This window comes from Chryseobacterium sp. MYb7 (assembly GCF_002979455.1).
Lineage (GTDB): Bacteria > Bacteroidota > Bacteroidia > Flavobacteriales > Weeksellaceae > Chryseobacterium.
The window spans coordinates 124291-149974 of sequence record NZ_PCOU01000009.1; the positions used below are offsets into that span (position 1 = coordinate 124291).

The 25684-nt window shown below is 36.4% G+C and carries 27 protein-coding genes; 11 read left to right on the top strand and 16 right to left on the bottom strand.

The annotated features are described in order from the left end of the window. Positions 1-66 precede the first annotated feature (66 nt). Complete coding sequence (locus tag CQ046_RS09640) at positions 67-1203, top strand: Atu1372/SO_1960 family protein (protein WP_105702056.1); 1137 nt, start codon at positions 67-69, stop codon at positions 1201-1203. 101 nt (positions 1204-1304) lie between these two features. Here the strand turns inward: CQ046_RS09640 and CQ046_RS09645 are convergent, their stop codons facing one another. Then, on the bottom strand, positions 1305-2735 hold the full coding sequence (locus CQ046_RS09645) for a PLP-dependent aminotransferase family protein (RefSeq protein ID WP_105702057.1): 1431 nt from the start codon (positions 2733-2735) through the stop codon (positions 1305-1307). Positions 2736-2836: 101 nt separating this feature from the next. Here CQ046_RS09645 and CQ046_RS09650 point away from each other — a divergent pair, with 101 nt between their 5' ends. The 3 genes from CQ046_RS09650 (at position 2837) to CQ046_RS09660 (ending at position 4565) form a co-directional block, all read left to right on the top strand. Then, positions 2837-3292, top strand: coding sequence for a cupin domain-containing protein (locus CQ046_RS09650; RefSeq protein WP_062669648.1), 456 nt, complete (start codon positions 2837-2839; stop codon positions 3290-3292). Positions 3293-3437: 145 nt separating this feature from the next. Further along, a complete protein-coding gene (locus CQ046_RS09655) occupies positions 3438-4322 on the top strand; it encodes a dihydrodipicolinate synthase family protein (protein ID WP_105702058.1) in 885 nt (294 codons plus the stop codon). 9 nt (positions 4323-4331) lie between these two features. Next, positions 4332-4565 carry a thioredoxin family protein gene (locus CQ046_RS09660; RefSeq protein WP_105702059.1) on the top strand — a complete coding sequence of 78 codons (234 nt, stop codon included), beginning with the start codon at positions 4332-4334 and terminating at the stop codon, positions 4563-4565. 219 nt (positions 4566-4784) lie between these two features. On the opposite strand, the gene CQ046_RS09665 is transcribed toward CQ046_RS09660, so the two are convergent. Beyond that, positions 4785-5291, bottom strand: coding sequence for a pyridoxamine 5'-phosphate oxidase family protein (locus CQ046_RS09665; RefSeq protein ID WP_105702084.1), 507 nt, complete (start codon positions 5289-5291; stop codon positions 4785-4787). Between the two features lie 242 nt (positions 5292-5533). Here CQ046_RS09665 and CQ046_RS09670 point away from each other — a divergent pair, with 242 nt between their 5' ends. Together CQ046_RS09670 and CQ046_RS09675 are read left to right on the top strand one after the other, a co-directional pair. Further along, positions 5534-6331 (top strand): helix-turn-helix domain-containing protein, encoded by a 798-nt coding sequence (locus CQ046_RS09670; protein ID WP_105702060.1) that lies wholly within the window; start codon positions 5534-5536, stop codon positions 6329-6331. Between the two features lie 66 nt (positions 6332-6397). Further along, the gene (locus CQ046_RS09675) at positions 6398-7351 is read left to right on the top strand and encodes a nitrilase family protein (protein ID WP_105702061.1); all 954 of its coding nucleotides are present in this window, start codon (positions 6398-6400) and stop codon (positions 7349-7351) included. Between the two features lie 52 nt (positions 7352-7403). Here CQ046_RS09675 and CQ046_RS09680 read toward each other — a convergent pair whose 3' ends face one another. The 4 genes from CQ046_RS09680 to CQ046_RS09695 form a co-directional block, all read right to left on the bottom strand. Continuing rightward, positions 7404-7760, bottom strand: coding sequence for a rhodanese-like domain-containing protein (locus tag CQ046_RS09680; RefSeq protein WP_105702062.1), 357 nt, complete (start codon positions 7758-7760; stop codon positions 7404-7406). After that, the gene (locus CQ046_RS09685; RefSeq protein WP_105702063.1) at positions 7757-8059 is read right to left on the bottom strand and encodes a DUF3817 domain-containing protein; all 303 of its coding nucleotides are present in this window, start codon (positions 8057-8059) and stop codon (positions 7757-7759) included. Before CQ046_RS09685 ends, CQ046_RS09680 begins: the two co-directional genes overlap by 4 nt. Before the next feature lie 2 nt (positions 8060-8061). Next, positions 8062-8520: a hypothetical protein gene (locus CQ046_RS09690; protein ID WP_105702064.1), complete on the bottom strand. Its 459-nt coding sequence runs from the start codon at positions 8518-8520 to the stop codon at positions 8062-8064. 70 nt (positions 8521-8590) lie between these two features. Next, positions 8591-9181 (bottom strand): TetR/AcrR family transcriptional regulator, encoded by a 591-nt coding sequence (locus CQ046_RS09695; protein ID WP_105702065.1) that lies wholly within the window; start codon positions 9179-9181, stop codon positions 8591-8593. Positions 9182-9331: 150 nt separating this feature from the next. Between CQ046_RS09695 and CQ046_RS09700 the strand changes: the two genes are divergently transcribed. Continuing rightward, positions 9332-10549 carry an MFS transporter gene (locus CQ046_RS09700; protein ID WP_105702066.1) on the top strand — a complete coding sequence of 406 codons (1218 nt, stop codon included), beginning with the start codon at positions 9332-9334 and terminating at the stop codon, positions 10547-10549. Between the two features lie 136 nt (positions 10550-10685). Here CQ046_RS09700 and pdeM read toward each other — a convergent pair whose 3' ends face one another. The 6 genes from pdeM to CQ046_RS09730 all read right to left on the bottom strand — a co-directional run bounded on the left by pdeM (position 10686) and on the right by CQ046_RS09730 (position 19113). After that, positions 10686-11330 carry a ligase-associated DNA damage response endonuclease PdeM gene (gene pdeM / locus CQ046_RS09705; protein WP_105702067.1) on the bottom strand — a complete coding sequence of 215 codons (645 nt, stop codon included), beginning with the start codon at positions 11328-11330 and terminating at the stop codon, positions 10686-10688. A 51-nt stretch (positions 11331-11381) separates the two neighbouring features. After that, positions 11382-11984, bottom strand: coding sequence for a 2,3-bisphosphoglycerate-dependent phosphoglycerate mutase (locus tag CQ046_RS09710; RefSeq protein WP_105702068.1), 603 nt, complete (start codon positions 11982-11984; stop codon positions 11382-11384). Positions 11985-12141: 157 nt separating this feature from the next. Continuing rightward, positions 12142-14592 (bottom strand): ligase-associated DNA damage response DEXH box helicase, encoded by a 2451-nt coding sequence (locus CQ046_RS09715; protein WP_105702069.1) that lies wholly within the window; start codon positions 14590-14592, stop codon positions 12142-12144. 187 nt (positions 14593-14779) lie between these two features. Then, entirely contained in the window at positions 14780-16360 is a 1581-nt protein-coding gene (locus CQ046_RS09720; RefSeq protein ID WP_105702070.1) for an ATP-dependent DNA ligase, read from the bottom strand. Continuing rightward, entirely contained in the window at positions 16357-17379 is a 1023-nt protein-coding gene (locus CQ046_RS09725) for a ligase-associated DNA damage response exonuclease (RefSeq protein WP_105702071.1), read from the bottom strand. Before CQ046_RS09725 ends, CQ046_RS09720 begins: the two co-directional genes overlap by 4 nt. A 285-nt stretch (positions 17380-17664) precedes the next feature. Further along, on the bottom strand, positions 17665-19113 hold the full coding sequence (locus CQ046_RS09730) for a S41 family peptidase (RefSeq protein ID WP_105702072.1): 1449 nt from the start codon (positions 19111-19113) through the stop codon (positions 17665-17667). 195 nt (positions 19114-19308) lie between these two features. On the opposite strand from CQ046_RS09730, the gene CQ046_RS09735 reads away from it, so the two are divergent. Genes CQ046_RS09735 through CQ046_RS09745 form a run of 3 tightly spaced genes read left to right on the top strand, consistent with a single transcriptional unit; the run spans position 19309 to position 21328 of the window. Further along, entirely contained in the window at positions 19309-20100 is a 792-nt protein-coding gene (locus tag CQ046_RS09735) for an SDR family oxidoreductase (RefSeq protein WP_105702073.1), read from the top strand. Positions 20101-20104: 4 nt separating this feature from the next. Continuing rightward, positions 20105-20506, top strand: coding sequence for a GlcG/HbpS family heme-binding protein (locus CQ046_RS09740; RefSeq protein WP_105702074.1), 402 nt, complete (start codon positions 20105-20107; stop codon positions 20504-20506). An 18-nt stretch (positions 20507-20524) separates the two neighbouring features. Continuing rightward, positions 20525-21328 carry a helix-turn-helix domain-containing protein gene (locus tag CQ046_RS09745; RefSeq protein WP_105702075.1) on the top strand — a complete coding sequence of 268 codons (804 nt, stop codon included), beginning with the start codon at positions 20525-20527 and terminating at the stop codon, positions 21326-21328. Positions 21329-21565: 237 nt separating this feature from the next. Here CQ046_RS09745 and CQ046_RS09750 read toward each other — a convergent pair whose 3' ends face one another. The 4 genes from CQ046_RS09750 to CQ046_RS09765 all read right to left on the bottom strand — a co-directional run bounded on the left by CQ046_RS09750 (position 21566) and on the right by CQ046_RS09765 (position 24683). Continuing rightward, positions 21566-22633, bottom strand: a complete 1068-nt coding sequence (locus CQ046_RS09750) for an SDR family oxidoreductase (RefSeq protein WP_105702076.1) — start codon at positions 22631-22633, stop codon at positions 21566-21568. A gap of 86 nt (positions 22634-22719) precedes the next feature. After that, on the bottom strand, positions 22720-23304 hold the full coding sequence (locus CQ046_RS09755; RefSeq protein WP_105702077.1) for a Crp/Fnr family transcriptional regulator: 585 nt from the start codon (positions 23302-23304) through the stop codon (positions 22720-22722). A 48-nt stretch (positions 23305-23352) separates the two neighbouring features. Continuing rightward, a complete protein-coding gene (locus tag CQ046_RS09760; RefSeq protein ID WP_165790498.1) occupies positions 23353-23808 on the bottom strand; it encodes a PPC domain-containing DNA-binding protein in 456 nt (151 codons plus the stop codon). A gap of 2 nt (positions 23809-23810) precedes the next feature. Next, the gene (locus CQ046_RS09765; RefSeq protein WP_228406923.1) at positions 23811-24683 is read right to left on the bottom strand and encodes an NAD(P)-dependent oxidoreductase; all 873 of its coding nucleotides are present in this window, start codon (positions 24681-24683) and stop codon (positions 23811-23813) included. Between the two features lie 196 nt (positions 24684-24879). Here CQ046_RS09765 and CQ046_RS09770 point away from each other — a divergent pair, with 196 nt between their 5' ends. Then, on the top strand, positions 24880-25509 hold the full coding sequence (locus CQ046_RS09770) for a chloramphenicol acetyltransferase (protein ID WP_105702079.1): 630 nt from the start codon (positions 24880-24882) through the stop codon (positions 25507-25509). Positions 25510-25684 lie beyond the last annotated feature (175 nt).

The window sequence follows — 25684 nt, forward strand, 5'->3', positions numbered from 1 at the left end:
TAATTTTGTATTATTAATGTAATCATTACATTATTACTATAAATTATAATCTATATTTTATTCAGAATGAAAAAACTATGTCTTTTTTTTGTTTTAATTTTATTATCTAATACCACCAACATCATGGCACAAAATAAAGCTAAAATATTAGTTCTTATCCATTCAGACAATAGAGGAACTTACGAACTGGCTAAAGAAATAGCCAAAGGAATTGAAAGTGAAAATAATGCAGTTCCCTATATAAAATTAGTCAAAGCATCACAAAATCCAATCCTGAAAAGCCTTCCTGTAGCAACAGTAGATGAACTTACAAATTATGACGGAATTGCTTTTGGTTCACCCATTTATTTCGGAAATATCAGTACTGGAATGAGCGAATTTTTATCCAAAACGGTTCAGTTATGGACCAATCACGCTTTGGAAGGAGTCCCAGCTACCGTTTTTATGTCTGCAGGAAGCGGTGCAGGAAAGGAGCTCGCTCTTCAGGCCTTCTGGAATAGTCTTGCGGTTCACGGAATGGTGCTGGTTTCTAATGGGATTCGTGGAACAGAAGAACTGAACAAAGCTATTCCACAAGGAAATACTGTTTTAGGAGTTACCAGTATGGCTTCTTTAAAAGATGTGGAAAGACCTACGAAAGGTGAACGAAATATTGCTGAGCTGCAGGGAAGAAATTTCGCCAATGTAGCCTTAGCATTAAAAGACACGCGACCGAAAAAAACGGCAGTTGTTGCTGAAAATCATCAGAATTTCAATGAAATATTAAAACAGAAAAATATTACGCTTCCACAGGTTCCAAAGCCTGCGGGAAATTATCAGCCGTTTGTCCGTTCCGGAAATCTGGTTTTTATCAATCAGGTGGCTTTGAAAGATGGTAAAATTTTCAATCCGGGAAAATTGGGTGTTGATGTGAATGAACAGCAGGTAAAAGACGCCACAAAAGTAACCATGCTGAACGTTATTTCTGTGTTGAATGAGGCTGTAGGAGGAGATTTAAGCAAAGTAAAACAATGTGTTCAGCTTACGGGAATCTTCAATACCAAAGATGATTATACAAAACATGCAGATCTGATGAACGTGGCTTCTGATCTTGCTGTTGAAGTCTTCGGAGAAAAAGGAAAACATGCCAGAGCTACTTTGGGAGCATCTTCTATTCCGGTGGGCTCTTCAGTAGAAATTCAGGCGGTTTTTGAAGTAGAGTAAACTTCAATTTTTTTTTTAATTAAGATATGAATGTCTCAAATATACTTAAGGTTTTAACTCAATACCTATGTAAATCTGAGACATTTATAATTCAAAAAAGATTAGAAAAATTTAGAAAAAATATCAGCAATCAATGGAATACTTTGTTCCAGCTGTTCCTCAGATAGGGCTCCATAGCTCAATCTGAATCCATTTACCTGATTTTGGCTGTATTGTTTCGGATGAATAATTTTAATATTTTTTTCTAATAACAAAGCCATTACCAAGTCCCAATCCAATTGTACTTTTGGAACAATCCAAAAAGCAAGACCACCTTCAGGCAGTGTAAAATCTGCGATGTCTTTCATGTATTTTTTCAACAATTCAAACACGAAATCTCTTTTGTTTTTATAATGAACGGTTGCTTTTCGGATATGCTTTTTTACAGCCCCTTCTTTAATTAGCTGAAGAACTGCCTGTTCCATAATCACATCTCCATGTACATCAATAATCTTTCTCAGATCACCAATTCTTTTCAACAGCTCCTGGTTTTTAGTGGCCAGATAACCAATCCTTAAAGCGGGTGCTACCACCTTACTCAATGTTCCAATATATACATAATTGTGAAGTTCAGGAAAGCTTGAAACTGGTAAGATAGGACGATAACCAAAATGAAACTCGTTATCATAATCATCCTCAATAATGGTCATATCGTACTGGTTTGACAACTCAATCAGTCTTAATCTTCTTGATAAGCTCAACGTAACTGTAGTAGGGTATTGCCTGTGAGGAGTAATGTATATTGCTTTTATATTCTGATGTTCTTTTAAAAGTTTTTCAACAGCTTCAATACTGATTCCTTCCTGATCTAAAGGCACGGGCAAAAGCTGTGCTCCTGCATATTGAAAGGCTTGCCAGGCAGGTTGATATCCGGGATCTTCCACAATAATACAGTCTCCGGAACTTAAAAGACTCTGAGCAGTCAGAAACATCCCCATCTGGCTGCCTCGGGTAATAGAAATTTCATTTTCATGAATATGCATTCCACGCTGATGATTAAGCATTTGAGAGATCATTTTTCTGAATTCTATATCGCCATGTTCATCTCCATAACCCATCATCTGCCATTTTGCTTTGATGCTGAATATTTGCCTGTAAGCTCTTGCCAGCTCTGTTACAGGTGCAATTTTACTGTCGGGGTGGCCATCATCGAAATTGATTAATATTCCGTTAGGCATTACCTGCTGGTGGTGGGAATCATGGAGTGCATCTGCATTTTTTTCATGCAAAACAGGAAGCCTTTCAGACACAAAAATACCTTTTCGTTCTCTGGAAATTACCCATTCTTCATTCATCAGTACCTGATATGCTTCGACAACGGTATTTCTGTTGATTTTTAACGTTTGGGCAAGGTTTCGGCTTCCGGGAAGTGCATCTCCGGCTTTTAACCTTCCTGAGCGAATATCTGTGATAATAGTATCCGCAATCTGTAGATAAACTGCTTTATCAAGCTTTTTATCAATTTCTAATTCCAATTTCCAAGGGCGCAACATCTGGACTATCTATTTATATAAAAACTGAATCATTTAAACAGTCCAAATATAGGATAATTTTGTCATGCAATAAAGCACAAAACCATAATAATTTTAAAATCATGGATAAGAAACAATTCAGTTCTAAAGACTTCCACGAAACTTTCGCAAGACCGAAGTATGTAAAACCAAGCCATTTGATTCACAAAAATGTAGAAAATGCAGGAGAGCACAATCAATTTTCAACAGAAAGAAAGCATCCGGTTTTCTTTGTAGATCTTCCGAGTAAGAATGTGAGCATGACGATTGGAGGATTAACTCCGGGACAGCAAACCAACAGACACCGCCATACGTATGAGACTGTATTATTTGTCATTGAAGGAAAAGGCTGGACAGAAGTAGAAGATGAAAGAGTATACTGGGAAGCAGGAGATGCTGTATATATTCCTTCCTGGGCCTGGCACAAACATCAGAATCTAAGCGATACGGAACCCGCCAAATATATTGCCTGCGAAAATGCCCCTCAATTGCAGAATTTAGGAGTTGCTTTGAGAGAAGAAGAAGGAAGAGACCTTTAGTATCAAAAGTTTAAACCATTAAGGCGAATAGTTTTTAATTGGATTGATATCGGATATGATTTTTTTAAAGCGAAGGTACCCTTACTATTCTTAACAACTTAAAAGCTCTTAATGGTTTAAAAATAATCTTTTAAACAAACAACATATGAAAAATGTACCATTCAGAGGGATTATTGCCTATCCCATAACCCCTTTTGATGAAAATGAAAAAGTAGATATTCCTCTTTTCAAACATTTGGTAGAAAGACTGATCATTTCCGGAAGCCATGGTATTGCTCCATTAGGGAGTACTGGTGTAATGCCTTATCTGTCTGATGAAGAAAAAGAAGCTGTTACAGAAGCCACTTTACAACAGGTAAAAGGCAGAATTCCAACGCTTGTAGGGGTTTCGAATCTTACAACAGAGAAAACCATTCATCATGCCCAGTTTGCTGAAAAAGCAGGAGCTGATGCCGTTATGATCATTCCGATGAGCTACTGGAAGCTTACTGATGATGAAATTGTAACACATTATGATGCTGTAGCCAATAAAATTTCCATTCCGATTATGGCATACAATAATCCGGCAACAAGTGGAGTAGATATGTCTCCGGCTTTGCTGAAGAGGCTGCTTGAAATTCCTAATGTAACGATGATCAAAGAAAGTACGGGAGATATTCAGAGAATGCATTATCTGAGAAGAGAATTGGGAGAGGAAGTGGCTTTCTATAACGGTTCAAATCCTTTGGCACTTGCTGCATTTTCTGCGGGAGCAAGAGGATGGTGTACAGCAGCACCCAACCTTATTCCTGAACTGAATATCAGTCTTTACAATGCCGTTGAAGAAGGTGATCTTGAAAAAGCGAAAAAGATTTTCTATCAACAGTTTGATCTTTTAAAATTTATTGTGAACAAAGGATTACCAAGAGCAGTGAAATCCGGTCTGAATATTCTGGGTGAAGATGGCGGGAATTTAAGAAGTCCTTTAAAACCTTTACACGAAAAAGAAACTGAAGAATTAAAAAATATTATTAAAACCCTTATTAATTAGTACAATCGTATGAAAAAGTCCATTTTTTATCATGCAGGATGCCCTGTATGCATTAGCACAGAACATGATATCGTTAACCTTATAGGTTTAGAAAACGTTGAAATTATCCATTTGGGTAATGACAGAAACAAAATTGAAGACGCTGAAAAGGCAGGTGTAAAATCTGTACCTGCGTTAGTAACTCCTAACGGGAATGTTCTTCATATTAATTTTGGAGCGTCTATGGAGGATGTGAAAGGTTAGATTATCACATTAATCTTGTATAAACGGCTCAAATTCTTGAGCCGTTTTTATTATTTAAAACGGGAAGGCGCAGAGGTAATATACGCGTGGTGTTGTAGGACGCAAAGATTTTATCTCCGATAAAATTAAATGCTGCAAATTTATATCTCGTAGATTATTAGGGGTAGATCTGCTTATTTTACAAAATCTACGAGATGATTTTTTGCCTATTCAGTGTCTCTAAATTATTGCATTTCCTTCTACACCGTCAGAATTATCGGTTTTATTTCCTGTGATTGCGGAAGCTACAAAACTAAAAAGACTGACCAGTTTTCCCGCTTTAGTATCCCAATAATAAGTTTCTTTTGGTTCTACACGGATAATAGTAACATTGGGATCATCTTTTCCATCAAACCATGCTTTAGCCAAAGGAGACCATTTTTCTTCTATGGTTGCTTTATCTTTATAAACAGAAGCTGTTCCATAAATTGAAAGATATTGAGAATCACTGTTGTTCATGAAAAACAGCTGTACTCTACGGTCTTCTTTTATTTCGAAATTCTTGTTGCTGGTTCCACTGCTAATAAACCAGAGGTTTCCGCTATCGTCCGTTTCCTGTAATGTCATTGGCCTTGAATTAATAGGAGTTGTTTCCAATTCTGTACAGAACATACATATTCGGGCTTTTTCTGACAGTTCTTTGATCTTTTTGATCGCTTCCAGATGGGTAAGATTTTGTGTTGACATATTATTATATTTTAAGTGATTGGTATACATTAAAACATTCAAATACCTGACCAAAAGGTAATAAAGTGTGGTACCTTGGGGTGATTTATTTAAAATATTCTTTTTGAAAAACGCAAAGAAGCTAAAGGTCTAATAAGGTTGATGCTTTTTTAGGGCGTAAAGATTTTATCTTCGATAAAATTTAAATATTTGATTTTAGATCTTACCTTTTTCTACCAATAAGTTTTACGTAAATTTGATGGATGCAGATTTCGCCTCCTAAACATCTGGCTCCTTTTATAAGGCATTATATCTTTTTGGAAAATTCCGGAGAGAATATGAGGAATTTAAGACTCTTTACTGATGGAAGCTCCGGATTGATACTATCCGGAGACATGAAACTGTATTCCGGCATTTCTGAGGATCGTATGCCGCTTTCCTTTTTTTATGGTACTTTAAACGGTTACAAAGATTTCTCTTCAAAATGCAGGTTTTCCCTGATTGCGGTTGTATTTCAACCTTATTTTTTGAATATTCTTTTAAAAACTTCCGCTAAAGACGTTCGGAATCAGATTGTTTCTGTAGAAGATGTGATGAAGAATAAAATGGAAGTATTCCAGGAGAAATTGTTTAATAAAGAGAATCCTTTACATATTATCAATGACTTAAATCTCTTTTTCACCCATTTTTTATCAGAAAGAAAGAGTGCAGATCATCATTTAATAACAGCTACACAACAATATCTGCTTCAAAGCAAAGGTTCAGTATCCTCCAAAGATTTGCAGCATTTTACAGGGTATTCGGAGCGTCATTTAGAGCGAAAGTTTGAATATCATATGGGAATATCTCCCAAAAAATATGGAAATATTATCCGTCTTCATTACTTTTTAAGTCTTATGAATCATGAGATTGATGATAAAAATATGACGACACTTTCCTATGAAGCCGGATATTCTGACCAGTCTCATCTGATTAGAGAATTTAAAAATAATATCGGGCTTACTCCCAAACAATATCTGAATACAGAAAATAAAATGGCTGTTAATTTCATTGAGCTGTAAAACAGAAATGTCGGTTTTATACAATTTTTCAGGTATGATACTGGCTAGTTTTGCTTAAAAAAATCAATGAATATTAAAATTTCAACTGCACAATTTGAAAACAGAAGCGGAGATAAAGCTTATAATCTATCCGTTATCGAAAAATTAGCCTGTGAGGCAGCATCCAAAGGGTCCCATGTGATTGCTTTTCATGAATGTTCCATTACAGGGTACACTTTTGCCCGAAAACTTTCCAGAGAACAGCTTATTGATATTGCTGAGCGTATTCCGGAAGGGGATAGCATTCAAAAATTACAGGAGATTGCCACGAAACATAATATCACCATCTTAGCTGGTCTGTTTGAAAAAGATGAACAAGATAACCTCTTCAAAGCTTATGTATGTGTTGATAAAACCGGACTCAAGGCGAAATACAGAAAATTACATCCTTTTATTAATCCGAACCTTACCCCTGGCAATGAATATTGTGTATTTGATATTATGGGCTGGAAATGCGGAATTCTTATTTGTTATGATAACAATATCATTGAAAATGTCAGAGCTACAAGACTTTTGGGTGCGGAAATTATTTTCATGCCTCATGTTACCATGTGCACTGCTTCTACAAGACCTGGAGCAGGCTTTGTGGATCCTCTACTTTGGGAAAATAGGGTAGCAGATCCTACATCTTTACGCCTGGAATTTGAAGGAATGAAAGGCAGAGACTGGCTGATGAAGTGGCTTCCGTCCAGAGCTTATGATAATGGAGCTTATATTGTATTTTCAAACCCTGTGGGTATGGATGATGACCAGTTGAAAAACGGATGTTCTATGATTATTGATCCTTTTGGAGATGTGATTGCAGAATGCCGTTCTTGGGAAGACAGTTTTGAATCGGCTGTCCTTACTCCTCAAAAGCTTACTCAGGCAGGAGGGTATCGCTATATTAAAGCCCGAAGACCTGAATTATACAGGGATATTATTGGGCAGGAACATTCATCAGAACAGAAAGTAGTATGGCTTGACGATAAAACAGTTTAAAAAATAGAATCTCTTCTGTAAAGGCCATGCAGAAGAGACTCATTCTTTCTTTTTATGGTTGGATTGTTTTCTGCAGGTCTGTCCACGCACCTCCGTTATAGATATGTTTGAAGCCTCTTTCTTTGAGAATATTTTCTGCTTTCACGCTTCGGAGTCCGTGGGAGCATACTGTGATGTATGTTTTCTCCTGATCTAATTCTACATACCGCTCTCTGATTGTTCCTAAAGAAATATTGACAGAACCTTCAATATGTCCCGTTTCATATTCCTTTTCGGTTCTTACGTCAAGAATAACAGCTCCTTTTTTGAGCAGTTCCGGCAAGCCATTATCTAAGGTCTGGAATCGGTAAATTCGGTAAACGACATACAGCGTAAGGGCTATTCCACAGAATAGAAGAAGATTTTTCATAATTTGCTCAGGATTTTTTTATCAATATAAAAAGTCCCAAAAGGAATAAAGCAGGCAAGAATTACTTTCCATGTCGTGTCTTTAAATTTCCAATTCTGTTCCACGCCAACGCTCAATGTATTGAACAGGAAAAGCAGGAATACTGTTCCGTGAACGGGACCAATAAGTCTTACCAATAAAGGATTACCCATCCAATATTTCATTGGTACAGCAATAAGTACCAGCGTCAGTAACGAAATTCCTTCTAAAATAGCCAGAATTCTCAGCCGGCCGATCTTGGTTTTAAATAAATCTATCATAATTATCTGAAATATGGTCTGTTTGCAAATGGTGAGAAAGGCCACGGAATAGCAATGAAAATAATAATCAATGCAATAGAAAACCAGATACCCATCGTCTTGAATTTTTCTTTATCCGAAGATTTTCTTTTGGCTATAGCAGAGCCAATTGTGATGATAACTATCGCTGTAATCATCAGTGAAATATGAATCAAACCGAAAAATACATGTTCAAAAGATTCTTTAGCTTGGGTAAAGTTTTTCCAGAAGTATTGGATCACCGGGCTTTTAAAATAGAAAATCATTCCTATGATCAGTTGGATATGGGCTATAGTTGCTGTCCAGTGTCTTACAGCGTTATCTGTTCTTCTAAATTTTCTGTTTGAAAAATAACCTTTGAAAGAGCGGTAAATTGAATAAATCAAGCTTATTAGAACCAGCCATCGTGTGAGAGAATGTAAAAATGTAAGGGTTTGATACATTGTTTATTTTTTTCAATGGAGCAAAGATAAAATAAAAACATACTAATTGGTATGTTTTTTGAGAAAAAAATTATTGAAGCGTGTTAAAATAAGACTTAAGTCCTTTTAAATAAATAAGATATACTTCTTTTGAGTTTTCTAATTTACCCAGATTTCTTACTCCCCAATACCCTGAAATGACAAAAACACTCACTTCTTCTGCATTCACTTCTTTTTTGATGAGTCCGGCTTCTTTACCCTTTTCAATACTTTCTGCAAGAGCCTGTTCCCATTCTTTTGAAAGTTCATGCAATGCCTGTGTGAAAGCATGATGCCAAGGTGCCATTTGCTGTACAAAATTAGAAGTAGGGCAGCCATATTCAACTTTTAAAAAGTCATTTTCGATCAGGAGATAGTACATGATGTTATAAATACTGTCTAAAGGATTCTGACTGCTTTGAAGAGAATGAATGAAAGTTTTTCTGAAGTTGGGTTTCATCAGATCTGTAATAATAGCCAATCCCATTTCATCTTTGGTTTTAAAATGATAATAAAAAGCACCTTTCGTCACCTGAGTCGTTGCAATAATTTCATCAATGCTTGTGGTCTGAAAACCTTTCACATAGATCAATTCGAACGCTTTCTGGAGAATAGTAAGGCGGGTTGCTTCTGATTTTTTCATTAAAACTGATGATTATTGTACAAAGGAACACATTTTAAATGTAAAATAAAATATATCATTATTCTGATACTTTGATACAATTTAAATAATTTTTATAATACAATTATTCGTCAGAAATTTGCCTTGTCAATATCAACAAAATACAAGACAATGAATTTTCAAAAAGAAATACAGATCAAAACTGCAGCACAGACTGCTAAAAAAGGTCTTCCTGCAGCACTTTGGGCACTAACGATCAGTGCCTTCGGAATAGGAACTACAGAATTTGTGATTGTTGGGCTTCTTCCTACAGTAGCTTCCGACCTTGGAATTACGATCCCTTCAGCAGGGCTGTTGGTAAGTCTTTATGCAATAGGGGTGGCTATCGGAGCACCAATATTAACAGCATTAACGGGAAAAATTCCCCGCAAGATGTTACTGGTATCCATTATGCTTTTATTTGTTATTGGAAACGGACTGGCGTCGATAGCTCCGGGTTTTATAACTTTGGTTTTAGCGAGAATACTTACGGGATTTGCCCACGGGGTTTACTTTTCCATAGGTTCTACCATTGCGGCTTCACTGGTTCCTGAAGAGAAAAGAGCGACTGCGATTTCTATTATGTTTGCCGGACTTACATTGGCGATTGTAACAGGAGTTCCGCTAGGGACATTTATAGGACAGCATTTTGGATGGAGAGCAACTTTCATAGGAGTTTCAATCCTTGGAATCATAGGGCTGGTTGCCAGTCTAGTATTGGTTCCCAACAATCTGAAAAACGGAAAAACCGCTTCTATAAAAAGTCAGTTTAAAGTGCTTGGGAACAGACGTCTGATTTTTGCTTTTTTAATGACAGCGATGGGATATGGTGGTACATTTGTAGTATTTACTTATCTGTCGCCTATTTTACAGAAAATAACAGGATTTCAGGAATCTACGGTCACTTTCATTCTTTTGATTTATGGAATTGCCATTGCCTTAGGAAACTTGATTGGAGGAAAAGTTGCCAATAAAAATCCTTTGAAAGCCCTTCTATGGATGTTTGCAGCACAGGGATTGGTATTGCTTGCATTTTACTTCACAGTAAGCAGTCCGGTTTTAAGCATCATTACGCTTTTCTTTTTAGGCGCTTTATCATTTGCTTCTGTTCCCGGACTTCAGTTATTGGTAGTACAGATTGCAGAAAAAGAACTTCCTGGAACTGAAGACGTTGCTTCCGGAATTAATATTGCCGCATTCAATATTGGTATTGCGATCGGATCTTATGCAGGAGGAATGATTGTTACCTCTTCTTTAGGTCTGGAAAGTACGCCATGGATAGGAGCATTATTCCTATTGGTTACGGTATTGATTACAATCTACAGTATCCGTTTGGGTAAGAAAAATTAAGATTTTATTAATATTTTTATTTTACTCATCAATCCATGTCAAGGTTTTAAACCTTGACATGGATTCTTACTTACAAGATATCTTTTTTATGTAATGATACTATTTTTTCATGTAAAATCAGATAGCATTAATATTATCAGATTTCATAAATCTCCGCATCTGTAAAGACAAAATAAGTGCTTTTCTTAGGCAGGTTTTTCGTATCCAGTCCTGTAAATTCACTGAAAGCAGGTAATAATAATTGATTGCTGCTTAGCACAAAGCAGGGTAATCGAATATTTTTTACTGCAGAATTCAACACAATTCCAGGGTGAATATGTCCGGTAATCTGAAATCCGGCTCTGGTGGAATCAAAATCGTGAATAAAGGTAATATTACCCATTTCAATGTATTCAGCTTTGTGATTAAAGCATAATTTTTCTTCCAGAGCTTTTGAAATACGGTCATGGTTTCCTTCAATCAGATAAAACTGTATATCAGGATATTGGCTTTTCCATGTGCAGAATTCATCTACATCAGAATTGTCTCCGGCATGAAGTAAATCTCCAACCACAACGAATTTTTCAGGCTGAAAATATTCAATCAGCGCCGATAATCTTTCCACATCACTTTTCATAATATGATTGGCCAGTGCAATCCCATTTTTACGAAAATGAGCAGTTTTCCCGATGTGCAGATCGGAAAGTATCAATGCTTTTTCTTTTTGCCAGAATGCTGCCCGCTGATTGGTCAGAGTGAAAGTTTCGTTTTGGATGGAAATATTTTTGGTTGCTATAAACACACTTGATGGATTGAAAAATGAATGTTTAAAATTAAATTATTTGGATCATATTTAGCTAACCTTGCGGCTTACACGAAATTTTTCATCAAAAACATAGGTCAGAGGGAAGCCTGTTGCAATCTCTCTTTCCAGAATTTCTTCCGGAGAAAGATGTTCCAGATACATAATGAGTGCACGAAGGCTGTTTCCGTGAGCGACGATCAATACATTTTCACCTTGTTTCAGCAAAGGTCTTATCTGGCTTTCAAAATAAGGAATCACTCTGTTGTAAGTGTCTTTAAGGCTTTCTCCGCCTGGAGGAACCACATCAAATGATCTGCGCCAGGTATGAACCTGTTCGTCACCATATTTCAGAGCAGTTTCAGCTTTGTTGAGTCCTTCCAGATTTCCGTAAGAACGTTCGTTTAATGCTTTGTCTTTAACAACCGGGATGTTGGGATTTCCAATTTCATTCAGGATGATGGATAAGGTATGCTGTGCTCTGATCAATGCAGAAGTAAATGCTATATCTATTTTTTCTCCTTTTAAAGCAAGACCTGCTTTTTTTGCTTCTTCAATACCGGCTTCAGTTATATCGATATCTTTCCACCCTGTAAATCTGTTTTCCAGATTCCAGAGTGACTGTCCGTGACGGACTAAGAACAATTTTTCCATTTTAAATTTTATTTAAACTTCTAAGAAGATATACTCTAAGTTACGATGATTATTTACAATTATCAAGAAATTTAACTTAGAATATTAGGCTAAGAATAAGATTAAATTAACAGGCATCAAGTCTGATTTTATAGGAGAAAAATACATAAATTGATCATCAAAGATCACTTATATTAGACAGCTTCAGCATTCTTTTAATCCTTGCATCCAGTCCTTCACTTGAAAGGGTCTGCCTTAAGCTGTCAACTTTAATCGGGAAGCTGAGCGGAGTAAAGGAACGGGAATGTTTTAAGATAATTTCAGATTTTTCAATCCTTTTAAAAGCTTCTACCAATCGTTGTTCCTGAAGCTGCATATTGAAGACTTCTGTATATGCCTGTTTTATTAAAAAATGATTGGGATCATGATCTTCTAAGACTTTAAAGATGAGTCCGGCAGAGCTTTGTAAAGATTTATTGGAGCGTTGCTGGCCTGCATAATTCTGAATCACCATTCCTGAAATCACTGCAATATCCCTGAATTTCCTCCTTGCCATTTCAGCAGAATTGATACTAGCAATCACGTCATTCATCAGATTATCCCGGGTCAAAATTTGTTGTAGGTTCTCTTCATGTAAAGGGATTTCTTTATCACTGAACAGTTCAAATCCATAATCGTTCATCGCCATGGAAAAGGAGATAGGTGCCAGTTTTGAGATCCGATAGGCAATCAGAGCGGCCATCACTTCGTGTACCAGACGTCCTTCGAAAGGATACATGAACAAATGATATCCTTCACGGTTCTTGATCATTTCAACCAAAAATTCATCTTCTTTGGGAATATGGGAATTTTTTTCCTGATTGATCAGAAGAGGATGCAGAAATTTCAATTCTTTTTCTGAAGCTTTCGGATTTAAAGCATGTGAAAGTTTTTCCCTTAAAAAATGTCCCAGATTGGAACTCAAAGGAAGCCTTCCGCCAAGATAACTCGGAACTAAAGCTCTTCCTTTAGCTGCTCTTACATACACTGTCATATCTTTGATCATAGCCACTTCCAGAGTACGGCCGGCCAGAATAAATTTCTCTTCTTTTTTCAGTTTTGAAATAAAATATTCTTCAATCATTCCGATATAACCTCCGGATATAAATTTCACTTTTAGCATCGCATCACTTACAATCACGCCCATATTCATCCGGTGAAGCATCGCTATTTTTCTTGAAGTTACTTTATAAAGGCCATCTTCCATAATGACGATTTTATGAAACTCTTCATAGTTTTTTAAAACACTGCCGCCAATGGTAAGAAATTCCAGGATGCTTTTCCATTCTTCATCCAGTATTTCCTGAAATGCATATACTTTTTTAATTCTTTCGTATAATTCATCAGGATAAAAGCCGTTTCCAACAGCTAATGTCATCATAAACTGAACCAGCACATCGAAACACAATACCTGTGGCTCTCTGGGCTCTACCACATTCTGTTTTACGGCTTCTTTTAAAGCTGAAACTTCAATCAGTTCCAGAGAATGGGTTGGAACACAATAAATTCTGGATGTTTCAAAAGGAGAGTGGCCGCTGCGTCCGGCTCTTTGCAGAAAGCGTGCAACTCCTTTGGCGGATCCAACCTGAATGACGGTGTCAACAGGTTTAAAATCAATTCCAAGATCAAGAGAGGATGTGGAAACAACGGCTTTTAATTTTCCTGAACTTAAATTTTCTTCAATCCAGATTCTTAAATGAGCATCAATAGAACTGTGATGGATGGCTATCTGACCTGCAAAATCAGGATAAGCATCGAGCAAAAGCTGGTACCACATTTCACTCTGACTTCTGGTATTGGTGAATACAATGGTAGATTTTGATTCCAGAATAATAGGAACCACTTTATCTGCAAGTTTGTTTCCAAGATGTCCTGCCCAGGGCAATATCTCAATTTCATCCGGAAAAACGGGGAGAATATCTATTTTCTTTTGTTCCTTGGCTGTAATTTTTGTCTTTTTAATATCATATGGAATAAGTACTTCCATAGCTTCATCCAGATTTCCGATAGTAGCTGTGATTCCCCAGATCTTAATTTTCGGAACATATTTTTTAAGTTGCGAAATTCCGAGTTCTACCATGACACCACGCTTTGAACCCAATAATTCATGCCATTCATCCACAGCTACACATTTCATGTCTCTGAAAAAAGTTTCATTATTTTTCTGAGCCAGAAGCAAATGAAGACTTTCAGGAGTTACAACAAGAATTTCAGGCATTTTTTTTATCTGCTGCTGTCTTACTTTGGGATCAGTATCTCCGTTTCTTACGCCTACAGTCCAATCGAGTCCAATTTCATCAATAGCTTCCTGCATGGCTTTCGCAATATCTTTAGAGAGGGAACGAAGAGGAGTTATCCAGATCATTTTCAGTCCTTTTTTATATTGCTCAGGATGATTCAGAAAATCTAAAATTAAGGCTAAGAAAACAGAAAAAGTCTTGCCAAAGCCAGTAGGAGCTACAACCATTCCGCTGTAACCATTTCCAAATTTTTTCCAGGTTTCCAGCTGAAATTTGAAAGGGGCAATACCTTTATCGGTCATCCATTGCTGAATGATCTTCAATCCGTTGGTATGTTCAAAAGCTGCCAATTTATATTTGATTTAAATTTTTAACGCAAAAGACGTTAAGAGTTTATATGATAACGTTGTATTTTTTTTGATCGCAAGGGCGTTTCACTTAACAAAGTCAGTATCTCGACATAGCTGAACGGAGTGTCTTTGCGAACAAAAAATATTATTGATAAATTAAAAACCCTTGTGTCTTTGCGTTAAAATATTACTGTATTAATTTTTTAATCTCTTCCAAATCATCAATTTCGTCTACGGTTTTGTCTTTCCGCCATCTTGCAATTCTCGGAAATCGTAGGGCTACACCACTTTTATGACGGTTACTGAACCCAATTCCTTCAAAAGCAATTTCAAAGACCAGTTCTGCTTTTACGGTTCTTACAGGTCCAAATTTCTCAATGGCATTTTTAGTCACAAACCGGCTTACTTCCATGATTTCTTTATCCGTTAATCCTGAGTAGGCTTTGGCAATGGTCACCAAAGTATCTCCGTTTTTCACGGCAAAACTATAATCGGTGTAGTAGGCACTTCGTCTTCCGCTGCCTTTTTGGGCATAAATAAGAACTGCATCAATGGTAAACGGATTGATTTTCCACTTCCACCAGTCGCCTTTTTTTCGTCCTGAATGATAAGGTGAGTTTTTTTGTTTTAACATCAATCCTTCGCTGTTTATGTCTCTCGAATTTTCACGAAGAGCATTTAATTCTTCCCATTTTTCAAAATCCAGACTTCTGGAAATACTGATGCGTTCCGGATTTTCATTCAGTAATAATTCTTCAAGTAAAGCTCTTCGGGAGGAGATTGGTTTCTCTCTCAGATCGTTGTCTTCCATTTCCAGCAAGTCATAGACGAAGACTTCTATCGGTATTTCCGAGAGCATTTTTTTAGTTAAAGTTTTTCTGTTTAATCTTTTCTGTAATTCGTTAAAGTTTAGTGCTTTACCATCCTTTACCGCAAGTATTTCTCCATCTATGACAAAGTTGCCTTTCATGGCTTTTACGACTTCTGTAATTTCAGGAAATTGCTCTGTTACGAGTTCTTCACCTCTTGACCAGATGAACACTTCATCGTTTCTCCGGATGATTTGTCCGCGTATTCCGTCCCATTTGTATTCTACCAGCCATTCATCAGGATCTCCCAATTCTTCAGTTTCTTTTTCCAAAGGATAGGCAAGGCAGAAAGGGTATGGTTTTGAGTTGTCAGGATTTACATTTTCTGCGTCAATAAGTTCTTTGAAGGAAACTTCATCCGGCAGCCATTTACCCATTAAACTGTGCATCAAAGCACTGGATTCCTGCCCTGAAAATTTGGTCAAAGCATTGATTAATGTTTTATCCGATACTCCGATTCGGAAGCTGCCACCAATTAATTTATTGAAAATCAAACACTCAGTATAATCCAGGCCATTCCACGATTGCAGTACAAATTCTTTCTTTTCTGCGTCTGTTTTACCTTTTAAACTGACAATATCATTCATCCATTCTGATAATGAACGCTCTATCTTTTCCTCCGGAGGCGGAAGAATTAATGATAATGTTTCTCCAAGATCGCCCACTGAAGAATAAGATTCCTGAAACAGCCAGTATGGTAGTTTTGTGATTTCCAGCGCCCATTCTTTCATGTAATTGGTATTAACATTTCTCTTGGGCTTTTTTCCGGTAAATAAGGCAATAAACCATACCTTATCTTCATCAGGAGCACGTTCCAGATAATCTAAGATAGCATCAATTTTAGCATTGGTTTTATTGGTGGTTTCCAATGTGTTGATAAGTTCTGCAAAATGTCTCATGATTCCGAATTTTCTGGGGTTTCTTTTTCAGATTCTTCTTCATCCTCACCGTAAAGTGTTTCTACAACGTCTGCCTTAATTCCTATTTCATTCAGATATTTTGAAAATACTTCTGTCTGTCCGTGAGTAACGTGTACCAATTCTGCTTCGGTTGCTTTTACAGTCTGTAATAATCCTTTCCAGTCTGCATGGTCACTCATGGCAAATCCTGCATCTGCACTCCGCCATCTTCTGGCACCGCGTACCTGCATCCAGCCAGAACATATTGCGGTAGCCGGATCCGGAATTTTCTTGATGATATTACTGTCGAGTAAAGCTGGTGGTACAATGACAATTTCCTGCTCTATTTCTTTTGGACGTTCTCTGAAATCAGCAATCGTATACTCTGGAAGATCAATTCCCACTGTTTCAAAAGCTTCATTCAGTTTTCCGATGGAATAATGGACGTATATTTTCCCTAATTCTTCCACTGCCTTCATAATACGCTGGGCTTTTCCCAACGAATATCCTATGAATACAGAGGTTTTATTGTTTTCTTTATTTTTCAGCACCCAGTTCTGAAGTTTTCTATTTAAATCAGGAACTTCCAGCCAATTGTAAATAGGCAGGCCAAAGGTACTTTCTGTGACAAATTCATTGCATCTTACCAGCTCAAAAGGAGTGCTCAGTCCATCATCCTGAACTTTATAATCTCCTGAAATAACAGTCACATATCCTTTATATTCAAGCTTTATCTGCGCAGAACCAATGATATGCCCGGCAGGATGAAGGGATAGTCTTACTCCATTGATGGTAATCACTTCTCCATATTCTATACTCTGGCATTCGATATCTGTTCCAATTCTCTGGTGTAGAATAGGCTTAGTAAAATGGTGACAAAGGTATTTTTTCATTCCCCAGCGGGCATGATCGGCATGACCGTGGGTGATAACGGCCATATCTACGGGTCTCCAGGGATCTATGTAGAATTTTCCCTGTGGACAGTAAATGCCTTTTTTGGTAAATGTGATTAATTTCAATGGTGTGACTGGTTTAGAAAATAAACTTCAAAAACTTAACCAATTTACGATAAACTATTTATTTTTTAATTTTTGTGGTATGAGATCTATAATATCAGGTTATATTTTGTATGAGTGACTATTTATAATAGGTTTTGGCTAAAGCCGATGATGATATTTCTTTTTATTAAATGGACTTCCTTCCACTATGCTCAGGATAGCAGTCCATTTCTATTGATAAAAAATGATATAGGAAAGATTAAAAGCATAAAAAAAGCTGTTTCTATTTGAAACAGCTTGTATAGTTTATTTTTCATTGAGTACATCATTCACAAAGTCAATCCATTGATAATCGGGGATAGTTTTATCAATGAAATAGTCCGGTTGAATACCTTTTTCGTCAATAGCCATATCGGGAATCCTGAAGCTTTTGGAGAGTGCATATCCCATCTTAAATTCGTTACAAGGGGAATTTACGAAATACATATTGGAAATATCCAGAACTCCCGCAGTGGTTGTTCCGAAAAGCTTTACTTTTTTACTTTGTTTTGCGGCCAATAAAAACTCTTCTGCGGTACTTCCGTTTCCTTTATTGATAATAATCCCTACATTTTTTGGATAGGGTGAGATTTTATCCATTTTATTGATTCCTACTATATTTCCATCATCCTGCAGACTTACAAACTTCCCTAAGTTCTGGCTGAGTTTATCATAAGCTTTTTTTAGATATTCTCTTTCCTCTACAGGTATCCCATATTTCTGGTAATTTTCATAAAGGTCTAACATTCTCTGATTATTCAGTTTTGTAGAATAAAATTGTGTTCTGACACTTCTGATAGGATTTGTATACAGGTATGGAGTAATTTTAGCAAAACTGCCATCACTGCCGCCGCCATTATATCTGATATCAATAATAAGGTTTTCCGTACTTTCAATTTTAGATTTGTTGGCTGTAATGACACTGTCTATATCTTTTTTCAAAGCACCATTGAATGAAGGGATTCTCAAAAGCAATGTCGTTTTGTTAAGCTCTTTCAAGAAAGGTTTTTGAGCCAAGATCGCTTGATAGTACGTTTCAATTCCTTCTTCTTTTTCAAATTTCGGAGAAACTCTTTTCAAGGTAAAATCATTGATTTCAAGATAGTTTTTTCCTACAAGTCTTATATTGTGAATTTCCTGTCCGGTCTTATTTCTCAGATAATAAGTTCCTTTGGTTTTATCTGCATTGAAAGTCAATTTTAATTCATTAGGTTTCCAGTTTTCGGCTCCGGACTGGATAATGAATCCTTTATAGACCTCTCCAATCTTTTTAATTCCTATGGTATAAGGTTCAACTGCCCAGATTCCTTCAATATCTGAGTCTTTTTTAGATAAAGCTTCTTTTTTGAACTTTTCTATATCTATTTTTACTAATTCTGTTTTGATATTTTCATTGACTATTGGCGGTGTTTCCTGGGTTTTGTTTTCAATTTTTGAGATTGAAAAATGACCAGATCTGAAAAATTTAAGCCAATCATAAATGGTTTGATAACATTCTGTATCAGATTTTACATTTTTAATTTTTTTCAGAAAGTCATCATTATGTGCCTGATAGGCTGAAACGCCCTTTTTATCAATGATATACTGATATCCGGCATCATTTTCCTCAAAAGTTTTTTTCACCCACTGATAATTACTTTCACAGGTACAGTTTTGAGCAAAGCCAAAAGAAGAAGAGGCGATAAAAATTAAAAGGAGTGTCTTAATTTTAAGCATACGTTGGTTTTTAGTTTTTAAAGGTTACAAATCTAACGATAAATCTATTTTTTATGATTTGAAATGAGATTTATCTGGAGAAATACTTTATTTCAATAATTTTTTGAACTTTTCAGCAATATAAAAATGAACGCTGCGCCAATATCATCCTTCTGAAAATCTATGAACTTTGTACCAACATAAAAAAAGAATACAATGAGTAAAACAATTTTAATTACAGGTGCAGCAAGCGGATTTGGGAAGATTGCAGCTTTTGATCTTGCTAAAAAAGGACACAAAGTAATCGCTACGGCTCAGGTCTATCCTCAGATGAGTGATTTAATCCGCGAAGCCAAAGAACATGGAGTTGACCTGACGGTAGATAAACTGGACGTAACGAGCCAAAGAGATGTAGATTATATTTTAAAGAAATATAGTGATATAGATATTCTCATCAGTAATGCCGGAATTATGGAAGGCGGTCCTATTGCTGAACAGCCCGTAGATATTATCCGTTCTATGTTTGAAGTGAATGTATTTGGTGCTTTGAACCTTGCACAAGGTTATATCAAAAAGTTTGTTGAAAAGAAAGGCGGTAAGATTGTTTTCACTTCTTCAATGGGTGGTTTATGGACGGTCCCTTATGTTGCTGCTTATTGTTCTTCAAAGCATGCTTTGGAATCTATTGCGGAAGGATTGAGAACTGAGCTTGCACCATTCAATATCAAGATTGCAACTTGTAATCCGGGTGTATTTGGAACGGGATTCAACGATAGAGGAGTAGACTCTATTTTCCATTGGTATGATCCGAAAACCAACTTCACTCCGGAATCTGCTTTTGACGGGGCTGCAGAGTCTTTAGCCCATCAGCTTGATCCACAATCTATGGCAGACGTGATTGTGAATGTGGCTCTTGATGATAACAGTAACTTCAGAAATGTTCATCCGAAGGAAACCGAAGAGTTTGTAAAACAGCTTCAGGCAGACGCATGGACAGCAAAAAGCTAATATCATGGAATTGAGTTATAAAACAGCCGAAAAGGCTTTACAGGCAGCAAAGGAAAAGGCATTATCTCTGAATATTCCTGTGAGTATTGCTGTGGTAGATACCGGAGGACATCTTGTTGCATTGGCAAGACTTGATAGCGTCTATGGCGTAATTGATTTTGCTGTTAAAAAAGCAAGAAGCGCTGCTATGTTTGGAGTAAACAGTGATGTGATGGGAAGTATTATCTCAGAAACCGGTATTCATGGACATGGAATGCTGAATTCTAATCATGGACTTTTAACTATTGCAGGTGGTGTGGTCCTTCAAAATGCAGAAGGAAAAATTATAGGGGCAATAGGTTCTTCAGGCGGTACTCCTGATCAGGATAAAGAAATTGCAGAGGCAGGAGCTCATGCTATTGCCTAAATTTCAGATATTTGTATCATGGAAAATACTTCTGAAATCATATTTGACAAACTGGTTTATTCATGTGCCTTTGAATCTTACAGAGGTCATGAAGAATTTATTCCTGATCACTTTTTGGGATTTCAGATATCCGGAGAGACCCATGCTTTTCATGAACATGGTAAAAAGGTAATCAAAGAGAATACAGTAGTTCTGGTCAGGAAAAATCAACTGATCAGGACGATTAAATATCCTTCTGCTCATGAAAAGTATCAGTTTGTTTCTATTACATTGGATGATGAAACACTGAGACAGTATGCTGCTGAAAACAAAATAGCTGTAAATGCCAATTTTTCTGGTAATGAACGGTTATTTTTCGAGTCTAATGATTTTTTTAAGAGTTATTTTACTTCTCTTATTCCTTACATTTATAAAACTCAGGAAGTATCATCAAAACTGGCAGCAATAAAGGTAAAAGAAGCCATAGAGTTACTTTTACTGAGCAATCCGGATGTTAGAAATCTTCTTTTTGACTTTTCTGAACCTCATAAAATTGATCTTAAAGAGTTTATGAACAAAAACTTTATGTTCAATGTTTCTGTAGATGCTTTTGCAAGGCTTACAGGACGTAGTCTTTCGGGGTTTAAAAGAGATTTCAGCAAAACATTTGAAATGACACCCAAACAATGGCTGAAAGAAAAAAGGTTAAAGGAAGCCTATTATTTGATTAAGAACAGATATAAAAAGCCTTCAGATATTTATCTTGATCTGGGTTTTGAGAATTTATCTCACTTTTATTCTTCTTTCAAAAAGAAATTTGGAGTGACGACTACGGAGATATAACTTTTAACCATTAAAAAAACACAAATTATATCATAAGCATTATCTGCTTTTGTTGGAAAAACGCAAAGACGCAAGAAAGGTTTTACAATGTGATGATTTTAAGTCGCAAGGATTTTATCTTCGATAAAATTTAATCCTGAATATTTCAAAGCATTATTTTATTGCCTGTTGATTAATCACAAAATCTGCGAGAATCTATCAATCATTTATGACGTCTTTGCGTTTTTCTACAGATTATTAAGGGATCATATTTTCTGATCTCAATCTTTCAAAAACATCTGTAAAAGAATCTTCAGTGCTTGTATAAGCTGTGAATCTAAGTTTTCTGCTTTTAGACATATCACACATCACTTCCAGAGGTCTTCCCAGATCCAAATCTGTGTGCCATGCTGAAGACAGACGATCAAGATTGGTTTCTTTGAGATTATATTTCTCTGCAATGGCTGTCCAGATTTCGTGGTCGTTTTCCATTTCTTTTTCAAGAGGTCGTATGGTACCGTTGAAACCTTCGGCTTCTATACCAAACCAGTCTGCCAGTCTTTTCCAGAGCCATTTCCATCGGAAAACATCTCCATTGGCAATATTAAAAGCTTGATTCTTTGCTGATTCTGTAGATGATGCCCAAACCAATTGTTTAGCTAATATTCTGGCATCTGTCACATCCGAAATACCATTCCATTGAGCTTCTGAGCCTGGCCAGATGAACTTTCTTCCGGTTTCTTTACAGATGCTGGCATATACGGCTAACGTAGCTCCAATATTCATAAGATTTCCTACAGCATATCCAACTACGGTGTGAGGTCTGTGAATACTCCATGTAAAACCATCTCTTTCAGAAGCTTTGTACACTTCGTCTTCCTGTGCATAATAAAAGTTGGGGAGAGGAAGTCTTGGGTGTTCTTCTCTGACAGGTGTTTCCGGTAAAACTCCTTCTTTAGCATAAGCCTCAAATGGCCCCAGATAATGTTTCAAACCTGTAACCAAAGCTACATGCTGAACCGATTTTTTAGGAGATAAAACATTTAACAGATTTCTCACAAGCATACTGTTAACACGGATGTTTTCTTCTTCTGTGTCGTTGCGCATCCACGTGGTAAAGTAAATATGAGTAGGAGAGATCCCTTCTAATGCTTCAGCAAGGTTCTGCTCATTCATCAGGTCTGCTTTAATGGTGTGTAGACCTGGGATATTGGTGTTGGGGTTTCTGGATAATCCATAGGTTGTCCATCCTTGTGCAATCAGTTCTTCTGCAAGGTTACTTCCTGTAATTCCGGTAGCACCTACTACCAATGCAATATTTTCCATAAGTATTGTAAAATTTCTTGTACAAAATTATGGCTGTCGTCAGGCTTTTACCCTTGATTTGGGTCATGCATTTGCGTTGATCTGGATCAAGTGTTATTCAGAGAATTCTTTTTACGGATTCTGCTTATGGTTTCAGGAGCCAGACCAAGATAAGAGGCGATAAGGTTGTGTGGAACTCTTTTGATCATTTCAGGATTCTTTTGTGCCAGCTGAAGGTATTTTTCTTCGGCTGTATAGCTATTGGACACAATGAGCCTGTAATCTTTCGTAACGAGACTGTTTTGATATAAAATTCTGAAATAACGATCCATCACCGGGATTTCCAGCATCATTTTTTCATAGTTTTCCAAAGTGATCATCAGTACTTCAGTTTCTTCAATAGCATCAATATTCAGTACAGATTTTTCCTGATTGATAAAGCTGTTAAAGTCAGAAATCCACCAGCCTTCAAAGGCAAACATATTGATGTGTTCATTTCCTTTTTCATCCAGAAAATAAGACTTCAGCAAACCTTTACTTACAAAAGACAATGATTTGCAGATATCTCCTTGTTGAAGCAGATACTGTTTTTTGCGAAGTTTTTTAAGGGTAAAATAAGACTGAACAAGGTTTTTCTGTTCGTCCGTGATATCAACCTTATTTTCGATATGAGAAAGCAAAATCTCGAACATCAGATAAATATTTCTTCAAAAATACTACTTTCAACAGCAACCGAAATCTTATTTTTCAAAATCATAAAAATTGATTCCTATTTCTTCATTTTTAATTTTTACGACTCTGGTATTCAATGGATAGAATATAAATTCTGCCGCTCCCTGAATTTTTGCGTCAAGAAGATGCCCTCCCAAAGCCGTGTAATCTTCTCTTCCCAGCGTAATGTGAAGATGAAGAGTCTGTTTTCCTTCTATTTCAGAAACGTTTCCGGAAATATTAGTGACCTCCATCTGTTCTTTGAATGTTTTATCCACATATTTTTTGGTTGACGGATTAAAGAATCGGAGAGTGGCTTCACTTACAGCTCCTATTCCGGTAACTTCTCCTGCCTGGATATTTTGGTTTTGAATAAAGTCTGTTAAACCTTCCACAATGCTGGAATGATTGTTAAGGCTTACTATATAAATCTGATCTGCTTTTCTTGCAGACCAATGGGTTCCTTTATAATTTATAATCTCCATATTTATTCTATTGTTTTCAAATAATTGATGATTCCTATAACATCATCCTGACCAAAGCCTTTGTCGTGGGCATTTTGATAGGTTTTAATCAAAGCTTCCGATAAAGGATAATTAGCACCTGCATTTTTGGCGAGAAAAATATCTTTCAGCATCAGATCAAGGGCAAATGCCGGAGCGTACTGGTCTGCAATCAACAGAGGTGTTTTTACTTTGGTAGCACCGCTTCCACTGGCACTTTCATTGATGATTTCCAGCATGTCTGATCTTTCAATTCCTAACTTTTCTGATAGTAAAACAGTTTCTGCCAGTCCCTGATAAATGGCAGACAGAAAATAATTGATCGATAGTTTTCCTGCGATTCCTTTTCCGTTTTCACCTAAATGTTTTACAGATTTTCCCATTTTCAAAAGGTAGGGCATAGCACGCTGGATATCTTTTTCTTCACCTCCTGCCATAATGATCAGTGTTCCTTCCTTTGCTGGCTGGGTACTGCCTGCTACAGGAGCATCAATAAACGAAACTTCTTTTATTTTCAAGGCAGATGCAGTTTCTGTAGAAGCTTCCGGGGAAATGGTACTCATATCTATAAAGAGTTTCCCTTGAATGTCTAAGGGAAGAATTTCTTCGTATATTGCTTTTACAGCACTGTCATTGGTCAGCATGGTGAATATAATATCACTGTTTTGTACAAGGTCTTTAATTTGGGTGCACACTGCCGATTTTTCTTCAAAATCTTTAGCTTTTTCCAATGATCTGTTATAAACCGAAAGTGGAAATCGTGCTTTTTCAATATTCTTTGCCATTGGATGGCCCATATTTCCTAATCCGATGAATCCGATTCTTTCCATTGTCCTATCTTTTATTTTGTTATTAATTAAGCTTGTATATTGTCAACCTTCTGAATGAAAGGGAGTTATTTGAAAGTAAATAAATGAGAATATAAAATACGTCTGTTTTGCAGCAAAATATCGACCAAATGACTCCATTACAAAATTAAGTTTTAATTATATTTTTAAACATAAGTTTTTAAAACTGGAGAAACTTTCAGAAATTTGCAGCAAATAAGAATCAATGAAGATTGTAGATATAGAGAACTGGAACAGAAAAGAACATTTTGAATTTTTTTCTAATATGGCAAGCCCTTATTTTGGATTTACAACGGAGGTGGATTGTACAAAAGCATATGCTAATGCAAAAGAAAAAGGGTATTCATTTTTTGCTTATTATTTTCACAAATCTATGGTGGCGATCAATACAGTAGATGAGTTAAAACTCAGAATTATTGACAGGCAGGTGATACAGTTTGATACGGTTCATGCCGGCAGTACAATCGGAAGACCGGATGGCACTTTTGGGTTTTCATTCACTCATTTTTCCGAAGATTTTGAAACGTTCAATACGGCTTTGCAGGAAGAAATAAAAGGAGTTCATGCGACTACAGGGTTAAGATTAAGCAATGAAAGGATTGGAAAAGATCATGTAAGACATACTGCCATTCCATGGAATTCGTTCAGTGCAATATTGCATCCTACAGATTTTAATACCACAGAATCGGTTCCTAAAATTGCTTTTGGAAGATTCAACATCAGAGACGGCAGAAAATATCTTCCGGTTTCTATTGAAGCTCATCATGGATTGGCAGACGGAATTCACATCGCTCAATATCTTGAAGAGTTTCAGAGACAACTTGATCAGGAGTAGAACATACAGACAGTATTTTAAAACTATCATATAACAAAAGCCGGGTTTCGATCCAGTTATGGTCGGAAGAAAAATCTTCCGACTTTTTGTTTTTAGATATTCAATATTATTATTTTAATTAACTGATTATCAGTTAATTAATTTGTTTTATCGTTTATTTTTTTGTATCTTTACT